Annotated in this window: 25 protein-coding genes; 18 read left to right on the top strand and 7 right to left on the bottom strand. The window is 69.7% G+C overall.

Annotated features, from left to right (window positions below):
- Nucleotides 1-497: 497 nt before the first annotated feature.
- Nucleotides 498-1,760, bottom strand: a complete 1,263-nt coding sequence (locus tag Ato02nite_RS06700; protein WP_213005490.1) for a nucleotide sugar dehydrogenase — start codon at nt 1,758-1,760, stop codon at nt 498-500.
- Nucleotides 1,761-1,856: 96 nt separating this feature from the next.
- Nucleotides 1,857-3,644 carry a stealth family protein gene (locus tag Ato02nite_RS06695; RefSeq protein ID WP_213005489.1) on the bottom strand — a complete coding sequence of 596 codons (1,788 nt, stop codon included), beginning with the start codon at nt 3,642-3,644 and terminating at the stop codon, nt 1,857-1,859.
- A gap of 231 nt (nt 3,645-3,875) precedes the next feature.
- Between Ato02nite_RS06695 and Ato02nite_RS06690 the strand changes: the two genes are divergently transcribed.
- The 4 genes from Ato02nite_RS06690 (at nt 3,876) to Ato02nite_RS06675 (ending at nt 7,522) form a co-directional block, all read left to right on the top strand.
- Nucleotides 3,876-4,103: a hypothetical protein gene (locus tag Ato02nite_RS06690; RefSeq protein ID WP_213005488.1), complete on the top strand. Its 228-nt coding sequence runs from the start codon at nt 3,876-3,878 to the stop codon at nt 4,101-4,103.
- Nucleotides 4,104-4,170: 67 nt separating this feature from the next.
- On the top strand, nt 4,171-5,730 hold the full coding sequence (ffh, locus tag Ato02nite_RS06685; protein ID WP_213005487.1) for a signal recognition particle protein: 1,560 nt from the start codon (nt 4,171-4,173) through the stop codon (nt 5,728-5,730).
- A gap of 77 nt (nt 5,731-5,807) precedes the next feature.
- Nucleotides 5,808-6,428 carry a Uma2 family endonuclease gene (locus tag Ato02nite_RS06680; RefSeq protein ID WP_213005486.1) on the top strand — a complete coding sequence of 207 codons (621 nt, stop codon included), beginning with the start codon at nt 5,808-5,810 and terminating at the stop codon, nt 6,426-6,428.
- A gap of 17 nt (nt 6,429-6,445) precedes the next feature.
- Nucleotides 6,446-7,522: an amidohydrolase family protein gene (locus Ato02nite_RS06675; protein WP_213005485.1), complete on the top strand. Its 1,077-nt coding sequence runs from the start codon at nt 6,446-6,448 to the stop codon at nt 7,520-7,522.
- On the opposite strand, the gene Ato02nite_RS06670 is transcribed toward Ato02nite_RS06675, so the two are convergent.
- Complete coding sequence (locus Ato02nite_RS06670; protein WP_213005484.1) at nt 7,519-8,961, bottom strand: outer membrane protein assembly factor BamB family protein; 1,443 nt, start codon at nt 8,959-8,961, stop codon at nt 7,519-7,521. The genes Ato02nite_RS06675 and Ato02nite_RS06670 overlap by 4 nt on opposite strands.
- Nucleotides 8,951-9,442: a SigE family RNA polymerase sigma factor gene (locus Ato02nite_RS06665; RefSeq protein ID WP_213005483.1), complete on the bottom strand. Its 492-nt coding sequence runs from the start codon at nt 9,440-9,442 to the stop codon at nt 8,951-8,953. Before Ato02nite_RS06665 ends, Ato02nite_RS06670 begins: the two co-directional genes overlap by 11 nt.
- A gap of 79 nt (nt 9,443-9,521) precedes the next feature.
- Here Ato02nite_RS06665 and proS point away from each other — a divergent pair, with 79 nt between their 5' ends.
- The 13 genes from proS to Ato02nite_RS06600 all read left to right on the top strand — a co-directional run bounded on the left by proS (nt 9,522) and on the right by Ato02nite_RS06600 (nt 18,359).
- Complete coding sequence (gene proS / locus Ato02nite_RS06660; RefSeq protein ID WP_213005482.1) at nt 9,522-10,928, top strand: proline--tRNA ligase; 1,407 nt, start codon at nt 9,522-9,524, stop codon at nt 10,926-10,928.
- Between the two features lies 1 nt (nt 10,929).
- Complete coding sequence (locus tag Ato02nite_RS06655; RefSeq protein WP_213005481.1) at nt 10,930-11,583, top strand: ribonuclease FAU-1 family protein; 654 nt, start codon at nt 10,930-10,932, stop codon at nt 11,581-11,583.
- Between the two features lie 301 nt (nt 11,584-11,884).
- Nucleotides 11,885-12,421, top strand: coding sequence for a 30S ribosomal protein S16 (gene rpsP, locus Ato02nite_RS06650; protein WP_213005480.1), 537 nt, complete (start codon nt 11,885-11,887; stop codon nt 12,419-12,421).
- Entirely contained in the window at nt 12,399-12,656 is a 258-nt protein-coding gene (locus tag Ato02nite_RS06645) for an RNA-binding protein (protein WP_023561857.1), read from the top strand. Before rpsP ends, Ato02nite_RS06645 begins: the two co-directional genes overlap by 23 nt.
- A gap of 6 nt (nt 12,657-12,662) precedes the next feature.
- Nucleotides 12,663-13,223: a ribosome maturation factor RimM gene (gene rimM / locus Ato02nite_RS06640; protein ID WP_213005510.1), complete on the top strand. Its 561-nt coding sequence runs from the start codon at nt 12,663-12,665 to the stop codon at nt 13,221-13,223.
- Nucleotides 13,224-13,225: 2 nt separating this feature from the next.
- On the top strand, nt 13,226-13,984 hold the full coding sequence (gene trmD / locus Ato02nite_RS06635) for a tRNA (guanosine(37)-N1)-methyltransferase TrmD (protein WP_213005479.1): 759 nt from the start codon (nt 13,226-13,228) through the stop codon (nt 13,982-13,984).
- 126 nt (nt 13,985-14,110) lie between these two features.
- Entirely contained in the window at nt 14,111-14,467 is a 357-nt protein-coding gene (gene rplS, locus Ato02nite_RS06630; RefSeq protein ID WP_213005478.1) for a 50S ribosomal protein L19, read from the top strand.
- A 155-nt stretch (nt 14,468-14,622) separates the two neighbouring features.
- The gene (gene lepB, locus Ato02nite_RS06625; RefSeq protein ID WP_213005477.1) at nt 14,623-15,519 is read left to right on the top strand and encodes a signal peptidase I; all 897 of its coding nucleotides are present in this window, start codon (nt 14,623-14,625) and stop codon (nt 15,517-15,519) included.
- Nucleotides 15,516-16,154, top strand: coding sequence for a signal peptidase I (gene lepB, locus Ato02nite_RS06620; RefSeq protein WP_213005476.1), 639 nt, complete (start codon nt 15,516-15,518; stop codon nt 16,152-16,154). Before lepB (Ato02nite_RS06625) ends, lepB (Ato02nite_RS06620) begins: the two co-directional genes overlap by 4 nt.
- A gap of 44 nt (nt 16,155-16,198) precedes the next feature.
- Entirely contained in the window at nt 16,199-16,651 is a 453-nt protein-coding gene (locus Ato02nite_RS06615) for an NUDIX hydrolase (RefSeq protein ID WP_213005475.1), read from the top strand.
- Nucleotides 16,651-17,496, top strand: a complete 846-nt coding sequence (locus tag Ato02nite_RS06610) for a ribonuclease HII (protein ID WP_213005474.1) — start codon at nt 16,651-16,653, stop codon at nt 17,494-17,496. Before Ato02nite_RS06615 ends, Ato02nite_RS06610 begins: the two co-directional genes overlap by 1 nt.
- Entirely contained in the window at nt 17,493-17,816 is a 324-nt protein-coding gene (locus Ato02nite_RS06605) for a DUF2469 domain-containing protein (protein WP_127497241.1), read from the top strand. Before Ato02nite_RS06610 ends, Ato02nite_RS06605 begins: the two co-directional genes overlap by 4 nt.
- A 75-nt stretch (nt 17,817-17,891) precedes the next feature.
- Nucleotides 17,892-18,359 carry a murein hydrolase activator EnvC family protein gene (locus Ato02nite_RS06600; RefSeq protein ID WP_438873018.1) on the top strand — a complete coding sequence of 156 codons (468 nt, stop codon included), beginning with the start codon at nt 17,892-17,894 and terminating at the stop codon, nt 18,357-18,359.
- On the opposite strand, the gene Ato02nite_RS06595 is transcribed toward Ato02nite_RS06600, so the two are convergent.
- Complete coding sequence (locus Ato02nite_RS06595) at nt 18,350-19,537, bottom strand: aminotransferase class V-fold PLP-dependent enzyme (RefSeq protein ID WP_213005472.1); 1,188 nt, start codon at nt 19,535-19,537, stop codon at nt 18,350-18,352. The genes Ato02nite_RS06600 and Ato02nite_RS06595 overlap by 10 nt on opposite strands.
- Before the next feature lie 17 nt (nt 19,538-19,554).
- On the bottom strand, nt 19,555-20,478 hold the full coding sequence (locus Ato02nite_RS06590) for a tyrosine recombinase XerC (protein WP_213005471.1): 924 nt from the start codon (nt 20,476-20,478) through the stop codon (nt 19,555-19,557).
- A 72-nt stretch (nt 20,479-20,550) separates the two neighbouring features.
- Between Ato02nite_RS06590 and Ato02nite_RS06585 the strand changes: the two genes are divergently transcribed.
- A complete protein-coding gene (locus Ato02nite_RS06585) occupies nt 20,551-21,033 on the top strand; it encodes a DUF6636 domain-containing protein (RefSeq protein WP_213005470.1) in 483 nt (160 codons plus the stop codon).
- Between the two features lie 316 nt (nt 21,034-21,349).
- Here Ato02nite_RS06585 and Ato02nite_RS06580 read toward each other — a convergent pair whose 3' ends face one another.
- A complete protein-coding gene (locus tag Ato02nite_RS06580; protein WP_213005469.1) occupies nt 21,350-21,754 on the bottom strand; it encodes a winged helix-turn-helix domain-containing protein in 405 nt (134 codons plus the stop codon).
- Nucleotides 21,755-22,000: the final 246 nt, after the last annotated feature.

Genomic DNA, 22,000 nt, shown 5'->3' with positions numbered 1-22,000 from the left:
TCGCGCAACGGAAACACGCACTCTCAGCCCGCGCGGCACGCCCGGCATCGCAGATCTTGAGGAGTTGCCGCTCTGTCCTCACGCTAAGTCCACAGTGTCGCGCCTGACCGAGCTGTCGGCGTCGGACATAGGCGATATGTCATGTTCTTCTGACAGCTAGGTGGCGCAGGTGTGGAAGCGCTGCTCATCAGGCGGGACCGTGCCCGGGATGCGGGACGACGACCCAGCATCCGACAGCAGCGACCACCATGCGGGAGGTCGATGGCGTCGTCCTGGCCGGTGGGCGGGTTGGGGTTGCGAGCTTGGGTCGGGCCCGCCCGCAGCGGGCGCGTGGAGGGTGAGTCGCACCTGCCGGGACCGAAGGCCATGGGAGTGAGTCGGCGCGTACGGCAAAGGTTTGATCTTTCGCGCGAAAGCGTCCCGCCTCCGTTTCGCGGAAGGCTGGGCTGGGGTCCCGTCTTTTCAGGAAATGGCGGGACCCCGACCCGAAAAGATCTCTAGAGGCGGTGGGCCTCGCGGGCGGTGGTCACGCCCCGGGTGTCGAAGAAGCGCTTCGCGACGCCGGCCAGGTGGTCCGCGTCGTACTCACGGTGGTGCTGTACCAGGATCACCAGGTCGGCCGCGGCGGCTGCGCCCTCCAGGTCTTCGGTGCGGGCTACCTCGACGTCGCCGACCTTCCAGGTTGCCACGTGCGGGTCGTGGTAGAGCACCGTCGCGCCCAGCGACGCCAGGTGGCGGGCCAGCGGTGTGGCCGGGGATTCCCGCTGGTCGGCGATGTTCGCCTTGTAGGTGACGCCGAGCAGCAGGATCGTGGCGCCGTGCACTGCCTGGCCGTCGGTGTTCAGCAGGTTCTGGGCCCGCCGGGCGACGTAGCCGGGCATCGTCGCGTTGATCTCCTGGGCCAGTTCGACGAAGCGGAACGGGTAGCCGAGCTTGCTGCGGACGTTGTGCGACAGGTAGTTCGGGTCGATCGGGATGCAGTGCCCGCCCACGCCCGGCCCGGGGTAGAACGCCTGGAACCCGAACGGCTTCGTCGAGGCCGCGTGGATCACGTCCCACAGGTCGATGTCGAGTTCGTGGCAGAACCGGGCCATCTCGTTGACCAGCGCGATGTTCACGTGCCGGTAGGTGTTCTCGAGCAGCTTCGCGGTCTCCGCCTCCCGGGTGCCCTTGGTGCGCACCACGGTGTCGACGAACCGGCCGTAGAACGCGGCCACCCGGTCGGTGCAGTCGGGCGTGTAGCCGCCGACCACCTTGGGGGTGTTGCGCGGGCCGAACCTCTCGTTGCCCGGGTCGATCCGCTCCGGCGAGAAGGCCAGGTGGAAGTCGATGCCGGCGGTCAGCCCGGACAGCTTCTCCAGCAGCGGCCGGACCACCTCGTCGGTGGTGCCGGGGTAGGTGGTCGACTCGAGCACGACCAGCATGCCGGGGCGCAGGTTGCGGCCGATCGCCTCGGTGGCGCCGACGACGGCGCGCAGGTCGGGGCCATCGCCCTCGGCCAGCGGGGTGGGCACGCAGATCACCGCGGTGTCGGCCCGGGCGATCAGCGTCTCGTCGGTGGTGGTGCGGAAGCCGGCGGCCAGCATCTCGGTCACGTCGGCGTCGCTGAGGTCGTCCACGTGCGACTTCCCGGCGGTGAGGGAGTCGACGACGCGTGCGTTGACGTCGAAGCCGAGCACCGTCATGCCGGCCCGGGTGGCCTGCTGGGCGAGCGGTAGCCCGACGTACCCGAGTCCGAGCACAACAACATCGTAAGTCATGAAATTTCCCCCTCTTTGGGGCCGGCCGCGGCCGGCAATTGGGCCGGCGGCGCCGGCGGTTGGGCCGGCGGCGAGCCGGCGGATTTCCGGGTGCCTCTAGGCCACGGAGGAGTCGGAGGCGGACGGCGGCACCGGCTGCGCCGGCAGCGCGATGTCCGGGTGTGGTTGCGCATGCGGCGCGCGGGAGGCCTGGCGGGCCAGCACCGGCGTACGCGGCAGCTCCAGCCGCCCGGTCGCGGGCCGCGGGTTCGCCAGCTCGTACGGCGACGGGAACGGCAGATAGGCCGGCAGGAACTCGGCCAGCAGCGCGGCCTGTTCGTCGGCCGCCTCGACGGTCGAGTCGGTGTCGTTCAGGCAGAACGCGTCCAGATGCCGGTCGTGCAGCACCCGGGCCAGCCGCATCGGCGTCCCCGCGTCGGCCAGGTCGGCGTACATGTACTTGATCTCGCCGGGGGCGGCCCGCCCGGTCAGGTAGCTGTAGTACTGCTGCAGCGACGAGAGCAGCGAGACGTCCTCCGGATGCCGGAACTGGTGCTCGGCCGTCGCCGCCACCTGCTCGGCGAAGCGCAGCTCGATCTCGGCGAGCACACTGCGCCGCGACGGGTGCGGAGTGTGCTTCATCTTCCGGGTCAGCACCCGGCCGAACGCCTGCTGGATCAGCCGCCGGTTGTTCTTCCCGGCCGAGTTGGCCGGCGGGTCGTCGTCCCGCCGCGGTGCCGAGTCGACCAGCGCCGTCGACGGGAAGAACCGGGTCAGTCCGCCCGGCGTGAAGAACATCTCCGGCGGCACCGGCCGGGCCAGGAAGACGTCGTCGTTCAGGTAGAGGAAGTGCTCGGCCAGCCCCGGGATCCGGTGCAGCCGCGACTCGATGGCCTGCGAGTTGAAGGTCGGCAGCCGGCCGGTGTCGCCGAAGATTTCCCGGTGGCTCACCACGGTCAGATCCGGCCGGGCGGTGTCCAGCCAGGCCGGCACCTGGTCGTCGGTGACCAGGAAGATGTGCCGCACCCAGGGGGCGAACGCGTGCAGCGCGCGCAGCGAGTAGCGCAACTCGTCCCGGGAGGCGTACCGCGAGTCGTTGGTGGCCAGCCCGCTCACGTCGGCGACCCAGCTGTTCTCCGACAGCGCCCCGGCCTTGCGCTCCCGCCAGTCCGGATCGCCGCCGTCCACCCAGGTGTAGACCACGTCGATCGGGAACCCGACCCGGTCCGGGCTGACCATCGTGAAGATCTCGCGGGTGCGGTAGGAGGCCGGGTCATCGGGCGCGCTGAAGGAGCCGAACACCTGCTCGCTCGCGTACACCATCGGCTCGTCGGCGGGCACCACGTCGGAGACCGGGTTGCTGCGCGGCCCGACCAGGTTGCCGTTCACGCTGCGCCAGAACTCGATCTCGCAGCCGTACTCCGGGCCGAATACCAGGGTCCCGCGCGGGTCGGTCACCGGACGGCTCAGCCGCAGCACGGTCGCGGTCCGTCGTCCGCGCCGGCCGTGCCGGCCCTGCGGCCGGACGATCTCCAACAGCCCGGCGTCACTCGCGCTCAGCGTTTCGAGCAGGGCGATCACCCGGTTCCGGTCCTCTTCCGGTACGGCTACCGCCGACCCGGTCACCGATTCGACCGGTACCCGGAACCAGTCGATGCCGGCCGTTTCGAGCGCGGTCACGACTCGGTCGAGGTTCTCCCGGCGTACGCCCGAGGGGGTTGCCCTCTCCGTGACCCGCGCGGCCACCCGGACCCGCCGCGGTCCTCCGGTCAGCGGAACGACCCGCCGGGCCGTGGCCAGGCGGCGCTCGGCCGGGACATAGCGCAGCAGCTTGTGTTGCAGGCCGGCCAGCACCCGCCGCCGAACCGGCCAGGGCGTGTGTCGCAGGATCCGCCGTATCGGCACGCCGTCGTCCTTCCGCCCGCCGTCTCGGTCACTGACCCTCAACGGCAGCCCTCGACTCGAAGTTGCGGTCGTATGTGACGCCTGATAACGCCGGTATACGCCATTTACCCGATGAGGTAGGACAAAACGGACGAGAGCGACCCCTACGGGGTGTGCTTCAGGGATACGGCCGATAGGCAGGCTTGACCCGCGGGGGCATCGTGGAGGTCGACGCTCTTTTTGGAGGACCTGATGGGTAAGGCTCTCGCATATCTGCTCGCGGCGATCGGCGCCGTGGTCGTGGTCGGCTGGGTGCTGCACGCGATCATCGGCCCGCTGTTCTACCTGGCCCTGGTCGTGCTCGCGGTGGTCGGCGGCGTTTATCTGTACGGCAAGGCCAAGAAGTCGCTCGCTCCCGGCACCCGCACCCAGCGGCGGATCGAGGCTGCGCAGAAGACGTACCGCATGCGCAACCGGTGAGCTTCAACGCGGGCGGCTAGGCTTGCGTTGTTTGTAGGCACCCTTTCGACCATCGGGAAGTCGCACCGTGTTTGACACCTTGAGTGACCGCCTGTCCGGGATCTTCACCAAGCTTCGCGGCAAGGGCAAGCTCACCGATGCCGACATCGACGCCACCGCACGCGAGATCCGTCTCGCGCTGCTGGAGGCGGACGTCGCGCTGCCCGTGGTCAAGGCCTTCATCTTCAACCTGAAGGAACGCGCCCGGGGCGCCGAGGTCTCCCAGGCCCTCAACCCGGCCCAGCAGATCATCAAGATCGTCCACGAGGAGCTCATCAACATCCTCGGTGGCGAGAACCGGCGCCTCCAGTTCGCCAAGACGCCGCCGACGGTGATCATGCTGGCCGGTCTGCAGGGTTCCGGTAAGACCACGCTGGCCGGCAAGCTGTCCCGCTGGCTCAAGGGCCAGGGCCACCAGCCGCTGCTCGTCGCGGCCGACCTCCAGCGCCCCAACGCGGTCAACCAGCTGCAGGTTCTGGCCGGCCGGGCCGGGGTCGACGTCTACGCCCCGCAGCCCGGCAACGGCGTCGGCGACCCGGTCCAGGTCGCGAAGGACTCGATCGAGCACGCCAAGCGCACGGCGAAAGACATCGTCATCGTCGACACCGCCGGCCGCCTCGGCATCGACGCCGAGATGATGCAGCAGGCCCGCGACATCCGCGACGCGGTCGACCCCGACGAGGTCATCTTCGTCATCGACGCCATGGTCGGCCAGGACGCGGTGCAGACCGCCGAGGCGTTCCGCGACGGCGTCGGCATCACCGGCGTGGTCCTCTCCAAGCTCGACGGCGACGCCCGCGGTGGTGCCGCGCTGTCCGTCCGGCACGTCACCGGCGAGCCGATCCTGTTCGCGTCCACCGGCGAGAAGCTCGAAGACTTCGACCTCTTCCACCCCGACCGGATGGCCAGCCGCATCCTCGGCATGGGCGACGTGCTGACCCTCATCGAGCAGGCCGAGCAGGCCTTCGACGAGGACCAGAAAGAGAAGATGACCTCCAAGCTGCTCGGTGGCGAGCAGTTCACCCTGGAGGACTTCCTCGAGCAGCTGACCGCCGTGCGCCGGATGGGCCCGATCGCCAACATCCTCGGCATGATGCCCGGCATGGGCCAGATGAAGGCCCAGCTCGACGACCTCGACGACTCCCACTTCGACCGGGTCACCGCGATCATTCGCTCGATGACCCCCGGCGAGCGCACCAATCCGAAGATCCTCAACGGCTCCCGCCGGGTCCGCATCGCGAACGGCTCCGGCGTCACCGTGATGGAGGTCAACCAGCTGCTGAACCGCTTCGCCGACGCGCAGAAGATGATGAAGCAGATGACCGGCATGATGGGCCTGCCCGGCGCGCGGCGGAAGGCCACCAAGAGCCCGAAGAACAAGCGCAAGGGCACGAAGGGCGGCTCGACCCGCCCCCGCGTGGGCGGCGGCGCGATGCCCCCGGGCTTCCCGGGCGGCATGCCCCAGCTCCCGCCGGGCCTCGACCCGAACGCCCTGGGCGGTGGCGCCGGCCCCGGCGGCTTCAAGCTCCCCAACCTGGACTTCAACAAGCTGATGAAGCCCCAGAAAGACGACGACGACAAGAAGTAGTCTCTGGTCAAGATTGGCATGGAGCAACTAGTCAGGGGTGCAGTATGGTTGGCGGCGATCCCATCGAGGAGGAATCGATGACCGCCGCCCCGCACCTCAACGGTTCTGACCTGCTCGATTTTCTGGTCGGCCGGGATGATCTGACCGTCGACGACATCGTGGATCTCCCTGAGGACCTTCGCTATGAGTTGATCGACGGCAGGCTCGTTTTGACCCCCAACGCTCTTCCTATTCATCAGGTGATCAGCCAGAACACCGCCTTCGCCCTCGAGCGGAACTGTCCTGACGATTTTGTCGTCAACGTCGAACAGGCGCTCCTGCTCAATCGCCGCAACGAACTGCGTCCGGACGCCATGGTCTTCCGCGCCGAGGGCGCTTGGCGTTCCCCGGTCCTGACGGCCGACGTTCTGCTCGTTGTCGAGGTGATCTCGCAGTCCTCCCGGTTCACCGACCCCGGTGACAAGCTCAAGCGCTATGCGGACCTCGGCATCCCGTCCTACTGGATCATCGATCCGCTCGCGCCCTGGGTCACCTTCACGCAGTTCCTGCTCGGTCCGGACGGCACCTACCAGTGCAACCTTCAGGCGCGAGACCTGGTCATCCTCGACCAGCCGTGGAAAGTCACGCTGGATCTGCCGTCCTGGACTCGGAGGCGTGACCGGATCAACGAGCAGGCGCGACACCGCGGGCAGCCGTGATCAGGTAGGACTGTCCTATGGCGTTTCATGTGCGTGGGGCGGTCCTGCCTGAGGGCGAAGTCCGGGACCTCTGGCTGGTGGGGGATCGGGTCACGTTTGAGCCCGTTGCCGACGCCGAGACCGTCAGCGACGGCGGCTTCATCGTGCCTGGACTGGTTGACGCGCACTGCCACCTGGGCATTGCCTATGGAGCCAAGCCGATCACCAGCCTTGACCAGGCTCGCGAACTGGCTGTCACCGATCGGGACGCCGGTGTCCTCGCGCTGCGGGACGCGGGGTCGCCGTTCCCCTATCCCGAGCTCGACGACGAGCCGGAGATTCCGCGGCTGGCCCGCGCCGGCCGGCACGTGGCCCCTCCCCGGCGCTACCTGCGGGACATCGGCATCGAGGTCGCGGCCGAGGACGTCGCCGCGACCGTCACCGCTCAGGCCAAGGCCGGCACCGGCTGGGTCAAGCTCGTGGGGGACTGGATCGATCGCGGCGTCGGCGACCTCGCGCCCTCCTGGGATGCCGCGACGATGACCGCCGCCGTCGAGGCCGCGCACGCCGCCGGCGCGCGGGCCGCCGTCCACACCTTCTCCGAAGAGGGTGTGGAGATCATGGTCAAGGCCGGCGTCGACTCCGTGGAGCACGGGACCGGGCTGTCGCTCGAGCTCATCGACGAGATGGCTCGGCGGGGAACCGCGCTGGTGCCCACGATGATCAACATTCGGACCTTCGGCGGCATCGCCGATCAGGCCCGGGAGAAATTCGCGGGGTACGCCGATCACATGATCGCGCTGCGGGACGGGTTCCCCGAGGTCGTGCGGGCCGCGCACGAGGCCGGCGTGCCGATCTACATCGGGACCGATGCCGGGGGCGGGATCCGGCACGGGCTCGCGGCCGAGGAAATGCTGATCATGGAGGAGGCCGGGATCCCGGCGGCCGACATCATCGCCTCCGCCTCCTGGAAGGCCCGCGAGTGGCTCGGCTTCCCGGGGCTGGTCGAGGGCGGCCTCGCCGACCTGGTGGTCTACGAGGCCGACCCGCGCGTCGATCTCCGGGTGGTGCGGGCCCCGCAACGGATCGTGCTGCGGGGCCGGGTCGTCCGTTAGCGGACCCGCCAGATCCGCAGGCCCGACTGGCCGGGGCAGGCCAGCAGGGTGCTGGTCGAGGCGCAGAAGCCGAGCTGCTCGTTCGGTGGCGGGCCCAGCGGGGTGAGCTTGCGGTCGGCGATCGACCAGCGGGCCCACCGGCCGGTGCCGTCCGGCGCGACGATGATCAGGGTGCCGGCGTCCAGCCAGCCGTTGGTCAGCGTCGCGGTGAAGATGCGGGTGCCGTCGGCGTCGAACATCTCGTCACCGCCTTCCGGGGCGCTCAGCGTCGTCCGGCCGCGGGCCGACGCGATCCGGGTGCCGCCGTACTGGCTCGCCGACGCCCAGAGCATCTTGCGCTCGGCCGCGTCGAACGCGGTGAGCACCGTCCCGGTGAAATTCGGCTTGCGGGCGCTGACCACGCAGATCCGGTTCGGGCCGCAGCCGTCCATGTCCAGGAACCGGTCGGCCACCGTGCCGATCACGGCGGAAGCGCCGCCGGCGGTCAGATCGGTGGCCCGGATGTGGTGGGGGCCGCCGTTGTCGTCGGCCTCGTCGTGGCTGAACAGCCGGCCCCCGTACGCGACCATGGTGTTCCCGGAACCCACCGGCACCGACGTGGTGAGGGTGAGCTGACCGGTGCCGGCCTCGCGCACCTGCACCTGGCCGGCCACCGTGACCACGACGACCCGGCCGTCGGTGAGATCGGGGCGCGGGCCGGCCCGGTCGATCCGCTCCTCGTCGGCGGCCACCCGCATGCCGATCGTCCGGGCCGGCCGGTCGTCCTCCAGCAGGATCCGCCAGCGCTGCGCGCCGGTGCGCCAGTCGAGACCTTCGACCAGGCCCTCGGAGCGGGACGACCGCACCAGCATCTGATCGGTGAAGACCACCGAGTCGCCGGCCGGAACGTAGTCCTGCCAGAGCGGCGCACCGCCGGCCGGGTCGAACGCGTACAGCGCACGTTCCGGCAAGGCGCCGCTGTGGGTCAGCGTGACGACCAGAACGGCGGAGGGTACGACCAGGATCTGCTCGATGACCCGGTCCTTGTCGTCGATCCGGCGGGCCGGCCAGGCTTCGGCGCCGGTCGCCAGGTCGGCACCGAGCACCCACTGGGTGTTGTCGTCCTGGCTCACCCACGTGGTGTATGCCCGTCGGCCGTCCTGGGCGGTCAGCGCGGTGGCGAGGCGGTCCGTGCCGAGCTTGACCGTGCCGACCACCGGAATGCCCGCGGGGGTGGACGCGGACGGGGTGGAGGCCGGGCGGGACGCGCGCGGATGGGGGTCGCGCAGGGCCACGCCGATGCCGGTCACCACCAGTACCACCGCGGCGGCCGCGGCCACCCCGGCCTGGGTCCAGGTTCGCTGCCGGCCGCGCCGCCTGGCATCGGTCGCGCCGGCCAGGGGGAGCGCGTCGGCGTTACGGCCCAGCGCATCGAAGAGGTCGTCGAGATCAGCGGGCACGGTCCGCTCCTTCCTTGACGTCGCCGGCCAGACCGAGTGCGGCGGCCAGGCCCGCGCGGCCACGGGACAGCCAGGACTTCACCGTTCCGGTGGAGGCGCCGGTCTCCACGGCGATCTCGGCCACCGACCGGTCCAGCAGGTAGTGCAGGGCGAGCGCCCGCCGATGCGCGGCCGGGAGCGTGCGCATGGCGGTGACCAGCAGGACCACGTCCTCCGACGGGGGATCCACCGGCCCGGGTCTTTCCAGGACCCGCGATCGGCGTACGCCGAGCCGCCGCCATCGGTCGGTGGCCAGGCGGTTCACCACCAGCCGCAGCCAGGCCTCCGGTTCCTCGTAGTCGGCCAGGCGTCGCCAGCGCTGCCAGGCGCGCGCGTACGCCTCCTGCACGAGGTCCTGCGCCTCACCCGGATCCCCGGTCAACCCGTACGCGTAGCGCAGCAGGCGCCGGGAGGTGTCCCGGTAGAACGCGTCGAAGTCCATCCGTCACCGCCCTTTCCCGAATTGACACGGGCTGCCCACCCGGGAGGTTGCGCGCACGGCGCGACTAGGATGCACCCTCATGGCTCGTGTGCTCACACCCCGTGCGGAAGACTTCCCCCGCTGGTACCAGGACCTGATCGCCAAGGCGCAGCTGGCCGACAACGGGCCGGTGCGCGGCACCATGGTGATCCGGCCGGTCGGCTACGCGATCTGGGAGCGCATGCAGGCCGACATGGACGCGCGCATCAAGGAAGCCGGCGTGCAGAACGCGTACTTCCCGCTCTTCATCCCGGAGAGCTACCTGCGCCGCGAGGCCGACCACGTCGAGGGCTTCTCGCCCGAGCTGGCCGTGGTCACCCACGCCGGCGGCAAGGAGCTCGCCGAGCCGCTGGTGGTGCGCCCCACCAGCGAGACGGTGATCGGCGAGTTCATGGCCAAGTGGGTCGACTCCTACCGCGACCTGCCGCTGCTGCTCAACCAGTGGGCCAACGTAGTGCGCTGGGAGCTGCGCCCGCGCACCTTCCTGCGCACCACCGAGTTCCTCTGGCAGGAGGGGCACACCGCGCACGCCACCGAGGCCGACGCCCGCGAGCACGCCCGGGACATCCACAAGAACGTCTACGAGGCGTTCATCACCGAGATGCTGGCCATCCCGGTGGTGCCCGGCCGCAAGACCAAGGGCGAGCGGTTCGCCGGTGCCACCAACACGATGACCGTCGAGGCCATGATGGGTGACACCAAGGCGCTGCAGATGGGCACGTCGCACGAGCTGGGGCAGAACTTCGCGAAGGCGTTCGACATCACCTACTCGTCCGCCGAGCGGACGGTCGAGCACGCCTGGACCACCTCGTGGGGCACGTCGACCCGGATGGTCGGCGGGCTGATCATGGTGCACGGCGACGACAACGGCCTGCGGCTGCCGCCGCGGCTCGCGCCGATCCAGGTGCAGGTCATGGTGGTGAAGGCCGGCGAGGGCGTGGCCGAGGCCGCAGCAAAGCTGCGGGACGATCTCAAAGCCGCGGGTGTACGGGTGAAGCTCGACGACCGTGCCGACATCCCGTTCGGCCGCCGCGCCGTGGACGCCGAACTGCAGGGCATCCCGATCCGCGTCGAGGTCGGTCCCCGTGACCTGGCCACCGGCAACGTGACGGTGGCCCGCCGCATCGACGGCACCAAGTCGCCGATCCCGCTGGGCGACGTCGTGGGCGCGGTCACGACCGGGCTCAAGGCCGACCAGCAGCGGCTCTACGACAGCGCGCTGGCTTTCCGCGAGGAGAACACGGTCGACGTCAAGACGCTGGGCGAGGGCATCGAGGCCGCGCAGACCGGCTGGGCGCGGGTGCCGTGGTCGGCGGTCGGCGAGCAGGGTGAGAAAGAGGCGAACGGCAAGGCCGTCACGGTCCGCTGCCTCACCCGTGACGACGGCACGATGCCCGATTCCGACGACGAGCCGAACCTGATCGCGATCCTGGCCCGTTCCTACTGACGTGACGTTCGATCATGGCCGGCTGATTCTGCATCGGGACACCCACCTGGGACGGATCGCCTTCGTGCATCCGGCCCGGGTGGTCTCCGACGACGAGCGCGGTCTGCTCGTCTGGCTGGCCCGGGGCTCGACCATCGCGATCGAGCGGTCCGCGGACGGCCGGGGCCCGCGCGACATGCCGTTCACCGAATGGGTGACGCAGCGGTACGAGTTGCGGCTCGCCAGCTGGCAGGGGCCGGGCGTGCTGCGCTTCTTCCCGGCCGGCGCCGATCACTCGGTCTGGCTCTTCCGCACCGACGAGGGTGTCTTCAAGAACTACTACGTCAACCTCGAGGAGTCCGCGGTCCGCTGGGACGACGGCGAGGTGGCCGGCATCGACGTGATCGACCAGGACCTCGACATCGTCGCCACCCCGGACCGGGCCTGGCAGTGGAAGGACGAGGACGAGTTCGCCGAGCGACTGGCCTTGTCACAGCACTACTGGGTCCCCGACGAGGCGGCGGTCTGGGCCGAAGGCCGACGAGTGATCAAGATGATCGAGGCGGCCGAGTTCCCTTTCGACGGCACCTGGATCGACTTCCAGCCGGACCCGGCCTGGTCGCCCCCGCTGGAACTGCCCGCGGGCTGGGATCGGCCGGTCGAGGCTCGGTTTTGATCTTCACCACGCACGCAGAATGAAGGGCCAGGGCCAGCTCTGCTGGGCCCCGGCCCGGCCTCGGCGGGAGCGACGGTCAGCACCATGCAACCAGGCACGACATCCAGAATTTGATCTTGATCGTATCGCTGAAAATGGGCCCGGTTGGGATCCGCGGCGGGCCGTCTGGCAGAATGGACGAGCTTGGCACGCGTGAGGCGCCCTCTAACTCTGAGCGCGTTGCCATCCCCGAGGCTCGGTCCCGCATCCCCACGCGGGTCCTGACCTCAAAACCTCACGCAGTCATCAGGAGCGAAATACCGTGGCCGTTAAGATCCGGCTCCTGCGGATGGGCAAGATCCGCAACCCGCAGTACCGCATCGTCATCGCCGACTCGCGCACCAAGCGCGACGGCCGTGCCATCGAGTACGTCGGCATTTACCAGCCGAAGGAGAACCCTTCGCTGATCCAGGTGAAGTCGGAGCGCGTGCAGTACTGGCTCTCCGTCGGCGCGCAGCCGAGCGAGGCCGTGCAGCGCATCCTGGAGAAGACGGGCGACTGGCAGCAGTTCAAGGGTCTTCCCGCGCCGCCGCCGCTGCTCGTGGCGGAGCCGAAGAAGAGCCGCACCGAGGTGTACGAGGCTGAGTCGAAGGCCGCCGCCGGCGTTGCCGACACGAAGCCCGCCACCCCGAAGAAGTCGGCCAAGACTGAGCCGAAGACGGAGAAGGTCGCCGCTGCTCCGGAGGCCGCCGCGGCCAAGCCGGCGCAGACCGAGGCTGTCGACCCGGCCGAGCCGAACCGCGAGGCTGTTGCCGAGACCGCAGAGGACCCCGCCGGTGCCGGCGCCGACAAGAACTGACGGGGCGCTCCGGCCGGCGCTGGAGCACCTCGTCAAGGGCATCGTCGACAACCCGGACGACGTCCGGGTCCGGCTGGTCGACTCGCGCCGCGGCAAGCGGCTCGAGGTGCGCGTGCACCCCGAGGACCTGGGAACGGTCATCGGGCGTGGCGGGCGTACGGCCAAGGCCCTGCGACAGGTCATCGGGTCGATCGGTGGGCGCGGCATCCGCGTCGACATCGTCGACGCCTACTGACCGATGTTGCTCGTCGTCGGTCAGATCGGTAAGCCGCACGGGGTCCGGGGCGAGGTCTCGGTAGCCGTGCGCACGGACGAGCCCGAGGAGCGTTTCGTCGCCGGTTCGGTGTTCGCCACGGAGGTCCCCCGGGACCGCCGGGTGAGCGCCGGGCCGGCGGCGGCCCCCGGGATCGCTTATCAGGTGCCGCCGTCGCTCGTGATCGAGTCGGTGCGGTGGCATCAGGGGCGTGGGATCGTCCAGTTCGAGGGCGTCCACGACCGAAATATCGCCGAGGCCCTCCGGGGCGTGCTGTTGCAGGTCGACAGCTCGACGGTGAAGCCGCCGTCGGATCCCGACGAGTTCAACGACCACCAGCTGATCGGGCTCCGGGTGGTTTCCGTCGCCGGCGATGACCTCGGTGTCGTTGCCCGGATCGACCACGCACCCGCCTCCGACTTGATTGTTCTGGACAAATCGGGCGGCGGTACGGCGTTGATTCCGTTCGTCAGCCAGATGGTGCCGACCGTGGACGTGGCCGGCGGCAAGATCGTGGTTGATCTGCCCGAGGGGTTGCTGGACCTCTGAGCATGCGCGTCGACGTCATCACCATTTTTCCGGATTACTTCGGGCCGCTGTCGTTGTCGCTGATCGGCAAGGCCCGGGGTTCCGGCCTGCTCGATCTCGAGGTGCACGACCTGCGCACCTGGACCTCCGACGTGCATCGAACCGTGGACGACACCCCGTACGGGGGCGGACCGGGCATGGTGATGCGGCCGGAGCCGTGGGGGCAGGCGCTGGATGCCGTCGGGCCGGGCACCCTGATCGTGCCCTCGCCGGTCGGCAAGCCCTTCACTCAGGCGGACGCCCAGGCGCTGGCCTCGCTGGATCATCTGATCTTCGCCTGCGGGCGGTACGAGGGGATCGATCAGCGGGTCATCGACGACGCGGCCGCCCGGATGCCGGTGCTCGAGGTCTCGCTCGGCGACTACGTTCTCTTCGGCGGCGAGGTCGCGGTCATCGTGATCATGGAGGCCATCACCCGGCTGCTGCCGGGGGTGCTCGGCAACGCCGACTCGCTGACCGAGGAGTCGCACGCGGCCGGCCTGCTGGAGGCGCCCGTCTACACGAAGCCCGCCTCCTGGCGCGACCGCGATGTCCCGGACGTCCTGCGCTCCGGCGATCACGGGCGGATCGCGCGCTGGCGGCGGGATCAGTCGCTGCTGCGGACCGCGGCCCGGCGACCGGACATGATGGCCGCGTACCCGCCCTCGTCCCTCGACAAAGCGGACCGGAAGACCCTCGACGAGGGCGGATTTCGGATCACGCCTCCCTCTGTGGCAGAGTAGGGAGGTTGCCGTTTTCAGTTCGCGCCGCGAAGTGAAAACGAGGATCTCCCGACGTCTGGGAGATCAGAATTACCCACCTCGCGCATCGAACACCCGATGCGCTTTGAGCACGACGAGGATGCAGCGATGAACACGCTGGACGAACTCGACGCCCAGTCGCAGCGCACCGACCTTCCCGACTTCCGTGCCGGTGACACCCTCAAGGTGCACGCCCGGGTCGTCGAGGGCAACCGTTCCCGCGTCCAGGTCTTCCAGGGCGTGGTTATCGCCCGCCAGGGAGCCGGCCTCCGGGAGACCTTCAAGGTCCGGAAGATCAGCTTCGGCGTCGGTGTCGAGCGGACCTACCCGATCAACAGCCCGGCGATCGACCGGATCGAGGTCGTGTCCCGCGGTGACGTGCGGCGCGCCAAGCTCTACTACCTTCGTGAGCTCCGTGGCAAGAAGGCCAAGATCAAGGAGCTTCGCGAGAAGCAGACCGTCTGATCCTCATCGATCCGGCCAACGGCGAACTACGCTTGCGCCAGTGTCGGATGGGATCAATGTGAACCCTTCCAGCACTACCGCCCGTAAGACCTCGCGAGGGGATACTCGGGCGGTAGTGCTGTATCCGGGGCGGTTCGGCCGGTCGGCGGCGGGAGATGCGAAGCGTGGAACCGATGCAGGGCTATCGGCCGTCAGCACGACGACGGTCGATGTTACGGCGCAAAGAGATGCCTCTCTGGCAGGAGCTTCCGCTTCTGCTGGTGGTGGCGTTCTGTCTGGCCGTACTCATTCGCACGTTCCTGGTGCAGGCCTTCTACATCCCCAGCGGCTCGATGGAGCACACGCTGGAGGTCAAGGACCGGGTGCTGGTCAACAAGGTCATCTACGACATGCGCGACCCGGTGCGCGGCGAGATCGTGGTCTTCCGCGGCACCGACAACTGGGCGCCCGAGGTGACCGAGCCGGTCAGCAACAGCTTCGCGGCCAAGCTCGGCCGCACGATCGGCGACCTCGTGGGGGTCAGCCGCCCGGGTGAACGCGACTTCATCAAACGAGTGATCGGCCTCCCGGGTGACAAGGTCGCCTGTTGCGACGCGCAGGGCCGGATCACCGTCAACGGCGTGGGCATGGACGAGTCGTACATCTCCGAGGGCTTCAACTCCGACATCAACCAGCCGCCCAACCCGACGCAGTGCACCAGCCGCAGATTCGCGGAGGTCACCATCCCCGCGGGTGAGATGTTCGTCATGGGCGACCACCGGGCGGTCTCCCAGGACGCCCGCTGCCAGGGCCCGGTGCCGATCAAGAACGTGATCGGCCGGGCATTCGTCATCGTCTGGCCGAGCAGCCGGTTCACCAGCCTGTCCGTACCGGACATCTGGAAGACGTACGCCGCGGACCATCCGACCGCCGCCGCCGAGTTGGGCCCGGTTCCGGTCCGCCGGGACGATCCGGCCACCGACGCACTGATCCTCCCGTTTCTGTTAACTGCGGGGTTATCCGCGCGTTCCGGACTGCCGTTCGCGACACGGCGTCGTAGGCTCCGTTCGTGATTGACGAGCAGACCGAAAAGCGCCGTGGTTCCTTCTGGCGCGAGCTTCCCATCCTGCTGGGTGTGGCGATCCTCGTCGCCGTCCTCGTGCGCGCATTCGTCCTGCAGACGTTCTACATCCCGAGTCCGTCGATGGAGCACACGCTCAACGTGCTGGACCGGGTGCTCGTCAACAAGCTCGTCTACGACTTCCGGGACCCTCGGCGCGGCGAGATCATCGTCTTCAAGGCGCCCTCCGACTGGCAGTCCGGCGCCGAGGGCGAAGACTTCATCAAGCGCATCATCGGTACGCCCGGCGACCACATCATGTGCTGCGACTCCCAGGAGCGCCTGGTGATCAACGGCAAGTCCCTGGACGAGCCGTACATCTTCAAGGACGCCGACGGCAATCAGGACCCGGCCGCCGACCGCAAGTTCGACATCACCGTGCCGGCCAAGCGGCTCTGGGTGATGGGTGACCACCGCTCGGCCTCCGGTGACTCCCTCGAGCACTACGAGGAAACCAATGACGTCGAGGAGGCGACGATCACCGAGGACTCGGTGGTCGGCCGCGCTTTCACAGTGTTCTGGCCGGTCAAGCGGGCCACCTGGCTGTCCGTGCCGAAGGGCTTCGACGACATTCCGGACGCCAAGTAACACCCGATCGAAAGATCCATCACGGGCGCAATAGGCTTGAGCGCGTGACTGTGCTCGACCGCCGCGCCGCCCGCGTGCTTCTCGTGGATGCCGCGGGCCGCACGTTGCTGCTGCACGGCGGCGACCCGGCCCGCCCCGGCCGGCGCTGGTGGTTCACCCCCGGCGGCGGCCTCGACGCCGGGGAGTCGCCCGCCGAGGGTGCCGCCCGCGAGCTGTTCGAGGAGACCGGCCTGCGGGTCGACCCGGCCGAGCTGGGCGAGCCGGTGTGGCGCGAGGTCGCCGAGTTCAGCTACCGCGAGCGGCAATACCGGCAGGACCAGGATTTCTTTCTGCTCCGGGTGAGTTCGTGGCAGGTCGACACGGCCGGCATGGACGACGAGGAGCAGCAGACCATCACCGAGCATCGGTGGTGGTCGGCCCCCGAGATCGAGGCCAGTGACGAGCAGATCTTCCCCTCGTCGCTGGCCGGCCTCCTCCGTGCGGCCGGTGAGCGCTGATGCTGGCACCCCCGCGCACCGTCGTCCGCCGCGAAGGCGGCCTCTACGCCCTTGAGCGGGCGCTGCAGCGCCGTGGCTTCCGGTTCGTGGCCGGAGCCGACGAAGCGGGTCGTGGCGCCTGTGCGGGCCCGCTGGTGGCCGGGGCGGCCATCCTGCCCGAGGGCAAGCGCGGCGAGGTCCCCGGGCTGGCCGACTCCAAGCTGCTGACCCCGGCCGCGCGCGAACGCGTCTACGAGGAGGTCGTGTCCCGGGCGCTCGCCTGGTCCGTCATGATCATCCCGGCGACCGAGGTCGACGCGCGCGGCCTGCACGTCTGCAACCTCGCGGCGATGCGCCGCGCGCTCGCGTCGCTCGACACCTCCCCGGAGTACGTGTTGACCGACGGTTTCCCGGTCGACGGCCTGGGTGTGCCCGGCCTGGCCGTGTGGAAGGGTGACCGGGTCGCCGCCTGCGTGGCTGCCGCCAGCGTGCTTGCCAAGGTCACCCGAGACCGGATCATGGTGGAGATGGACGACCGCTTCCCCGACTACGGCTTCGCCGTGCATAAGGGATACATCACCGAGGAACACAGCGCCGCGCTGCTGCGCCACGGCCCGTGCGCGGAGCACCGCTTCTCGTACGTGAACGTGGCCACCGCCTCCGGCCGGGTGAACCGGCCGCCCCGGGCCCGGCGCCCGGTGGCGGCCTTTGACGGGCAGCAGACGCTGCTGTTTGATGCATCATCGGCTGAGCAGCCGGTGCTTCCGGACGCTGCTGAGGGTACCGTCGGCGTGGCGTCGGGCGACCAGCCTCAGCCGTCGCCGATGGTGGGGGAAGATGAGGCCATGGAGGGCGAGAAGCGATGAGCGCAGAGGATCTCGAGAAGTACGAGACCGAGATGGAGCTGCAGCTCTACCGGGAGTACCGCGACATCGTCCGCCAGTTCTCCTACGTGGTGGAGACGGAGCGCCGGTTCTACCTGGCCAACCAGGTCGACCTGCACGTGCGCAACTCCGACGGCGAGGTGTATTTCGAGGTCGAGATGCACGACGCCTGGGTGTGGGACATGTATCGGCCGGCTCGGTTCGTCAAGAACGTGCGGGTGATGACGTTCAAGGACGTGAACGTGGAGGAGCTGGAGAAGCCCGACATCTCGCTGCCCGACGAGCCAGGGTTCGGCAGCTAGCGGGAGTTATCCACAGTTAGCCGCTGTCCACAGGGCCGGCGGCCGCCGGCCTGACATTCCGACAGGGTGATGGCCATGCCACTCACCCTGCTCCTCAGCATCCTCCTAGCCCTACCGGTGCCCCACTTCGGCTGGCCGGTCGACTCGGCGCGGGTCGTGCGGCGGTTCGATCCGCCGCCGCAGCGCTGGCTCCCTGGCCACCGCGGGGTCGACCTGTCGGCGCCGCCGGGCGCCGTGGTGCGGGCTGCCGGCGCCGGGACGGTGGTCTTCGTCGGCACGGTCGCCGGAAACGGGGTGGTGAGCGTGTCCCACGCCGGCGGGCTGCGCACCACCTATCAGCCGGTGCTGGCCCGGGTCACCCGCGGCGATCACGTCGCCGCCGGCGACGAACTGGGCCTCCTTGCGGCCGGGCACCCCGGCTGCCCCACGCCGGCCTGTCTGCACTGGGGTCTGCGGCGCGGCGACGTCTACCTGGACCCGCTGGCGCTGCTCGGCCTCGGCCGCGTCCGCCTATTGCCCGTCGAGCGGCGGGGTCAGCGCTGATAGCTCGCCAGCAGCTGGGGGAGGCGCTCGGCCAGCCGGTCGTATTCGTCCGGGCGGTTGTAGACCTGGGCGCTCAACCGGAGCAGGCCGCGGCCGCCCCACGCGTTCACCGCCGTCTCGGTGGCCAGCTTGTCGGAGATGAGCAGGCGCAGCGCGATCGCCTCCGGCGGCGTCGACGCCAACCCGGCCGGCAGCGGGATCACCCGCATGGCGACCTCCGGGTCGGCCGGCCGCGGCAGATCGGCCGGCGCCACCCCGAGGGCGGCACCCACCACCCGCTGGCCGTAATCGACCAGCGCCGCGTTGTGCGCCCGCACCGCCTCCCAGCCGAGGGTGCGCAGCGTGAACAGCCCGGCCGGCGCGGCCAGCCAGGGGGTGTAATCGACCGTGCCGTGATATTCCACCGAGAGGGGGAAGCCCTGCTCCTGCTCCCACGACACGATCAGCGGCTCGATCCGGCGCCGCCAGGCCGGGGCAACCGCGAGCAGGGCCGTGCCACGCGGCGCGAACGCCCACTTGTGCAGGTTGCCCACCCAGAAATCGGCGTCGATCGCGGACACGTCCACCGGCAGCATCCCCGGCACGTGCGCGGCGTCGATCAGCACCGGGATCTCGTGCTCACGGGCGGCGGCGGCGATCTCGCGTACCGGAAAGAGGGCGGCCGTCGCCGACGCGATCTGATCGATGATCAGCAGCTTGGTCTTTCCCGGCCGCAAGGCCGCCCGCACCCGGCCGATCACCTCGCCGGCCGACGCCGACAGCGGCAGCGCGACCGTCCGCGCCGTGGCACCGGCCCGCCGGCACTGACGGCGCGCCGCCAGCGCCACGGAGCCATAACCATGATCGGTGAGCAGCACCTCGTCGGCCGACTCCAGCCGCACCGACTGCAACACCGTGGAGACCGCGGCGGTCGTGTTCGGCATCAGGGCACTGCCGTCCGGGTCGGCACCGAGAAACGCCGCGACGTGCCGTCGGGTATGGACGACCCGGTCGAGCATGCCCTGCGTGTAGAACTTGTGCGGATTGGCCTCGATCTCGTCGCGCAGGCGCTGCTGAGCGCGCTGCACGCCGATCGGCACCGCGCCGAACGAGCCGTGGTTGAGATAGGACACGGCCGGGTCCAGCGAGAACAGGAGCCGGGCACCAGGCAGGGGGGCGGGCGGATCTCCGGCGCTCACGCCTCGATCGTACGGGGTCACGCGCGGGGGTGGGCCTGTTTGAAGGCCGCCCGGAGCCGCTCGGTGGAGACATGCGTGTAGATCTGAGTGCTCGACAGCGACGCGTGCCCCAGCAGATCCTGCACCGCGCGCAGATCGGCACCACCGTCCAGCAGATGCGTGGCGGCCGAGTGCCGCAGGTCGTGCGGGCTGGTGTGCGGCAGGCCGGCCCGCTGCGCGGCAGCCTGCACGATCCGGCGCACCACGGTCTGCTGCAGCCGGCCGCCCCGAACCCCCACGAACAGTGCGTCCCCGCTGTCGCCGCTCTCCAGCGCCGGCCGCCCATGGCGCAGCCAGTCGTCCAGCGCCCGCTGCGCCGGCACCCCATACGGCACGGCCCGCTCCTTGGCGCCCTTGCCGAAGACCCGCACCACCCGCCGGGCGTCATCCACGTCGGCACGATCGAGGCCGCAGAGCTCGCTGACCCGCACGCCGGTGGCGTAGAGAAGTTCAAGAACGGCCCGATCCCGTACGCCCTCCGGGTCCTGCCTCTCATCCTGCTCGACAAGACTCGCCGCCTGGTCGGCGCGCAGCACGTTGGGCAGGTCACGGTGAGCCCGCGGACTGGCGAGCGAGGCACCCGAGTCGTTCGCCATCAACCCACTGCGATGCGCCCACCCCGTGAAAGCCCGGGCCGCCGCGGCCCGCCGGGCCTGCGACGTGCGCGCGGCCCCCTGCCGCATCCGCGCGGCCAGCCAACCGCGCAACAGCGCGATATCGAGATCATCCGGCGAGGTGCGGCCGCTCACGGCGGCATGGTGCAGGAGGGAGACAACATCACCGAGGTACGCCCGGACGGTGTGCGCCGACCTGTTCTCCACCCGCGCCAGATGACGCCCGAACTCGTCCACCGCTTCGCGGAGACCGACCGGCAGCTCTTCGTGCATCGCGCGCGTATCCATCGCCTCCGACCGTTATCGCCGCCGCCCGCCACGTCAAGGGGGCTTGCCGGTCACTTCTAAACTGCGCTCACCATGGCAACGACCCGAGCGCTGGCCGCGCTGACGCTCTGCGCCGCACTGTCCGGCTGCGACCCGGGCGGCGGCGCCGCATCCCCCACGCCGTCCGCACATGCCGGCTTCGGCGGCCCCACCGCCGCTGCCGCGACGACCGACGTCGACGAGGCGATGTTCCGGACCCCGTCGAAGAACATCTTCTGCGCGCTGACCCGTTCCGCTGTTCGCTGCGACATCGCCCAGAACAAATGGAACGTACCCAGCAAACCGGCCGACTGCGAGCTGGACTGGGGCAACGGCGCCTACATCGAGGCCGGAAAGGCCGCCTTCACCTGCACCGGCGACACGTTGCTGGGTTCAGCAACCGAAACCTTGGAGTACGGCCGGTCACTTCGCTCCGGCGACGTCCTGTGCACCAGCGAAAGCAGCGGCCTGACCTGCAAGGACGAGAAGAGCGGCCGCGGCTTCACAATGTCGGTGGCCCGCTACAGCTTCTTCTGACCCGCTCGCGCGCTCCGCCCGCTCGTCCATTCGCACGGCCCCGGCCGGCGTGATCGTTCTGGTCGGTGCGCGGGCCTGGTCGGCGTGATCGTTCTGGTCGGTGCGCGGGCCTGGCCGGTGTCGGAGTTCGCCGGTTGCGAGCTTTCACCGGCGCGGTCATTCGTCGGCTGTGCGCCTCCGCGCACCTGGCCGGTGGCCGCGGGTTCTTGTCGTACCCCCGCCCTAAAGTCGGCCCATGACCACCACCGCGATCGATGTCGCCACCGAGCGCCGTGACGGCCGCGGGCGTGTCCTTCGGCGGGTGGCCGGGCAACGACTATGGGCGGGTGAGTTGCACCCGGTCGGCCGGGTGGACGGTCTCGGTGCCGTCGGTGGCCGTCACGACCAGCACCGGGACGCCCTCGCCCAGCCGATATTTCCGCCGCTCGGCATCGGTGGGCATGCGGGCGATGGCCCGATCCCCGCGAGCAAGCGGCACAAGCTGCGTCGGCTCCGGCACTCGCACGAATGTCCCTCGTGGCCGGTCCACCGTGACGATGCCCTCGGTGCGAAGCTGACCGATCGCCTGCCGCACAGTGGTGCGGCTGATGCCGTATTCCTGCGCCAGGCGCAACTCGCTGGGAAGCGGCTCCCCAGGCCCCAACTCCCCCGACTCGATCTGGTTCCGGAGCAGGTCAGCCAGCTGACGGAACACCGCCCGGTCCGCGGAAGGATCGATCATGTCGGTCACTTTACGTGGCCACGATGCTCCATCGTGTTGTACGTATGAGGCCATGTAGGTATGATACAACCGCCGCACTGAGAAGGCTCCGACTCGATCAGGCGGCAGGGCGGGCGGCGGTTGCCGATCGCTCGTAGGGTCGCCGTCGCGCCTGGTGCGCGGTCCGGCCGTCGCCCGTTCCACCGCAGTGGGAGACCTGCGGTGACCGGCTCGAAGGGCGAAAGCTTCCCGAGCGCGGAGACCAAG

This window comes from Paractinoplanes toevensis (genome assembly GCF_018332695.1).
Lineage (GTDB): Bacteria > Actinomycetota > Actinomycetes > Mycobacteriales > Micromonosporaceae > Actinoplanes > Actinoplanes toevensis.
Note: the sequence above shows the minus strand (reverse complement) of the source record. Positions and strands in the feature narration are given on the sequence as shown.

What these genes read in the sequence shown, in the direction of transcription:
- Ato02nite_RS06700 (WP_213005490.1), bottom strand. Translation starts at nt 1,760, where the DNA reads ATGACTTACGATGTTGTTGTGCTCGGACTCGGGTACGTCGGGCTACCG.
- Ato02nite_RS06690 (WP_213005488.1), top strand. Translation starts at nt 3,876, where the DNA reads ATGGGTAAGGCTCTCGCATATCTGCTCGCGGCGATCGGCGCCGTGGTC.
- Ato02nite_RS06680 (WP_213005486.1), top strand. Translation starts at nt 5,808, where the DNA reads ATGACCGCCGCCCCGCACCTCAACGGTTCTGACCTGCTCGATTTTCTG.
- Ato02nite_RS06675 (WP_213005485.1), top strand. Translation starts at nt 6,446, where the DNA reads ATGGCGTTTCATGTGCGTGGGGCGGTCCTGCCTGAGGGCGAAGTCCGG.
- Ato02nite_RS06665 (WP_213005483.1), bottom strand. Translation starts at nt 9,442, where the DNA reads ATGGACTTCGACGCGTTCTACCGGGACACCTCCCGGCGCCTGCTGCGC.
- proS (WP_213005482.1), top strand. Translation starts at nt 9,522, where the DNA reads ATGGCTCGTGTGCTCACACCCCGTGCGGAAGACTTCCCCCGCTGGTAC.
- trmD (WP_213005479.1), top strand. Translation starts at nt 13,226, where the DNA reads ATGCGCGTCGACGTCATCACCATTTTTCCGGATTACTTCGGGCCGCTG.
- rplS (WP_213005478.1), top strand. Translation starts at nt 14,111, where the DNA reads ATGAACACGCTGGACGAACTCGACGCCCAGTCGCAGCGCACCGACCTT.
- lepB (WP_213005477.1), top strand. Translation starts at nt 14,623, where the DNA reads ATGCGAAGCGTGGAACCGATGCAGGGCTATCGGCCGTCAGCACGACGA.
- Ato02nite_RS06610 (WP_213005474.1), top strand. Translation starts at nt 16,651, where the DNA reads ATGCTGGCACCCCCGCGCACCGTCGTCCGCCGCGAAGGCGGCCTCTAC.
- Ato02nite_RS06605 (WP_127497241.1), top strand. Translation starts at nt 17,493, where the DNA reads ATGAGCGCAGAGGATCTCGAGAAGTACGAGACCGAGATGGAGCTGCAG.
- Ato02nite_RS06600 (WP_438873018.1), top strand. Translation starts at nt 17,892, where the DNA reads ATGCCACTCACCCTGCTCCTCAGCATCCTCCTAGCCCTACCGGTGCCC.
- Ato02nite_RS06590 (WP_213005471.1), bottom strand. Translation starts at nt 20,478, where the DNA reads ATGGATACGCGCGCGATGCACGAAGAGCTGCCGGTCGGTCTCCGCGAA.
- Ato02nite_RS06585 (WP_213005470.1), top strand. Translation starts at nt 20,551, where the DNA reads ATGGCAACGACCCGAGCGCTGGCCGCGCTGACGCTCTGCGCCGCACTG.
- Ato02nite_RS06580 (WP_213005469.1), bottom strand. Translation starts at nt 21,754, where the DNA reads ATGATCGATCCTTCCGCGGACCGGGCGGTGTTCCGTCAGCTGGCTGAC.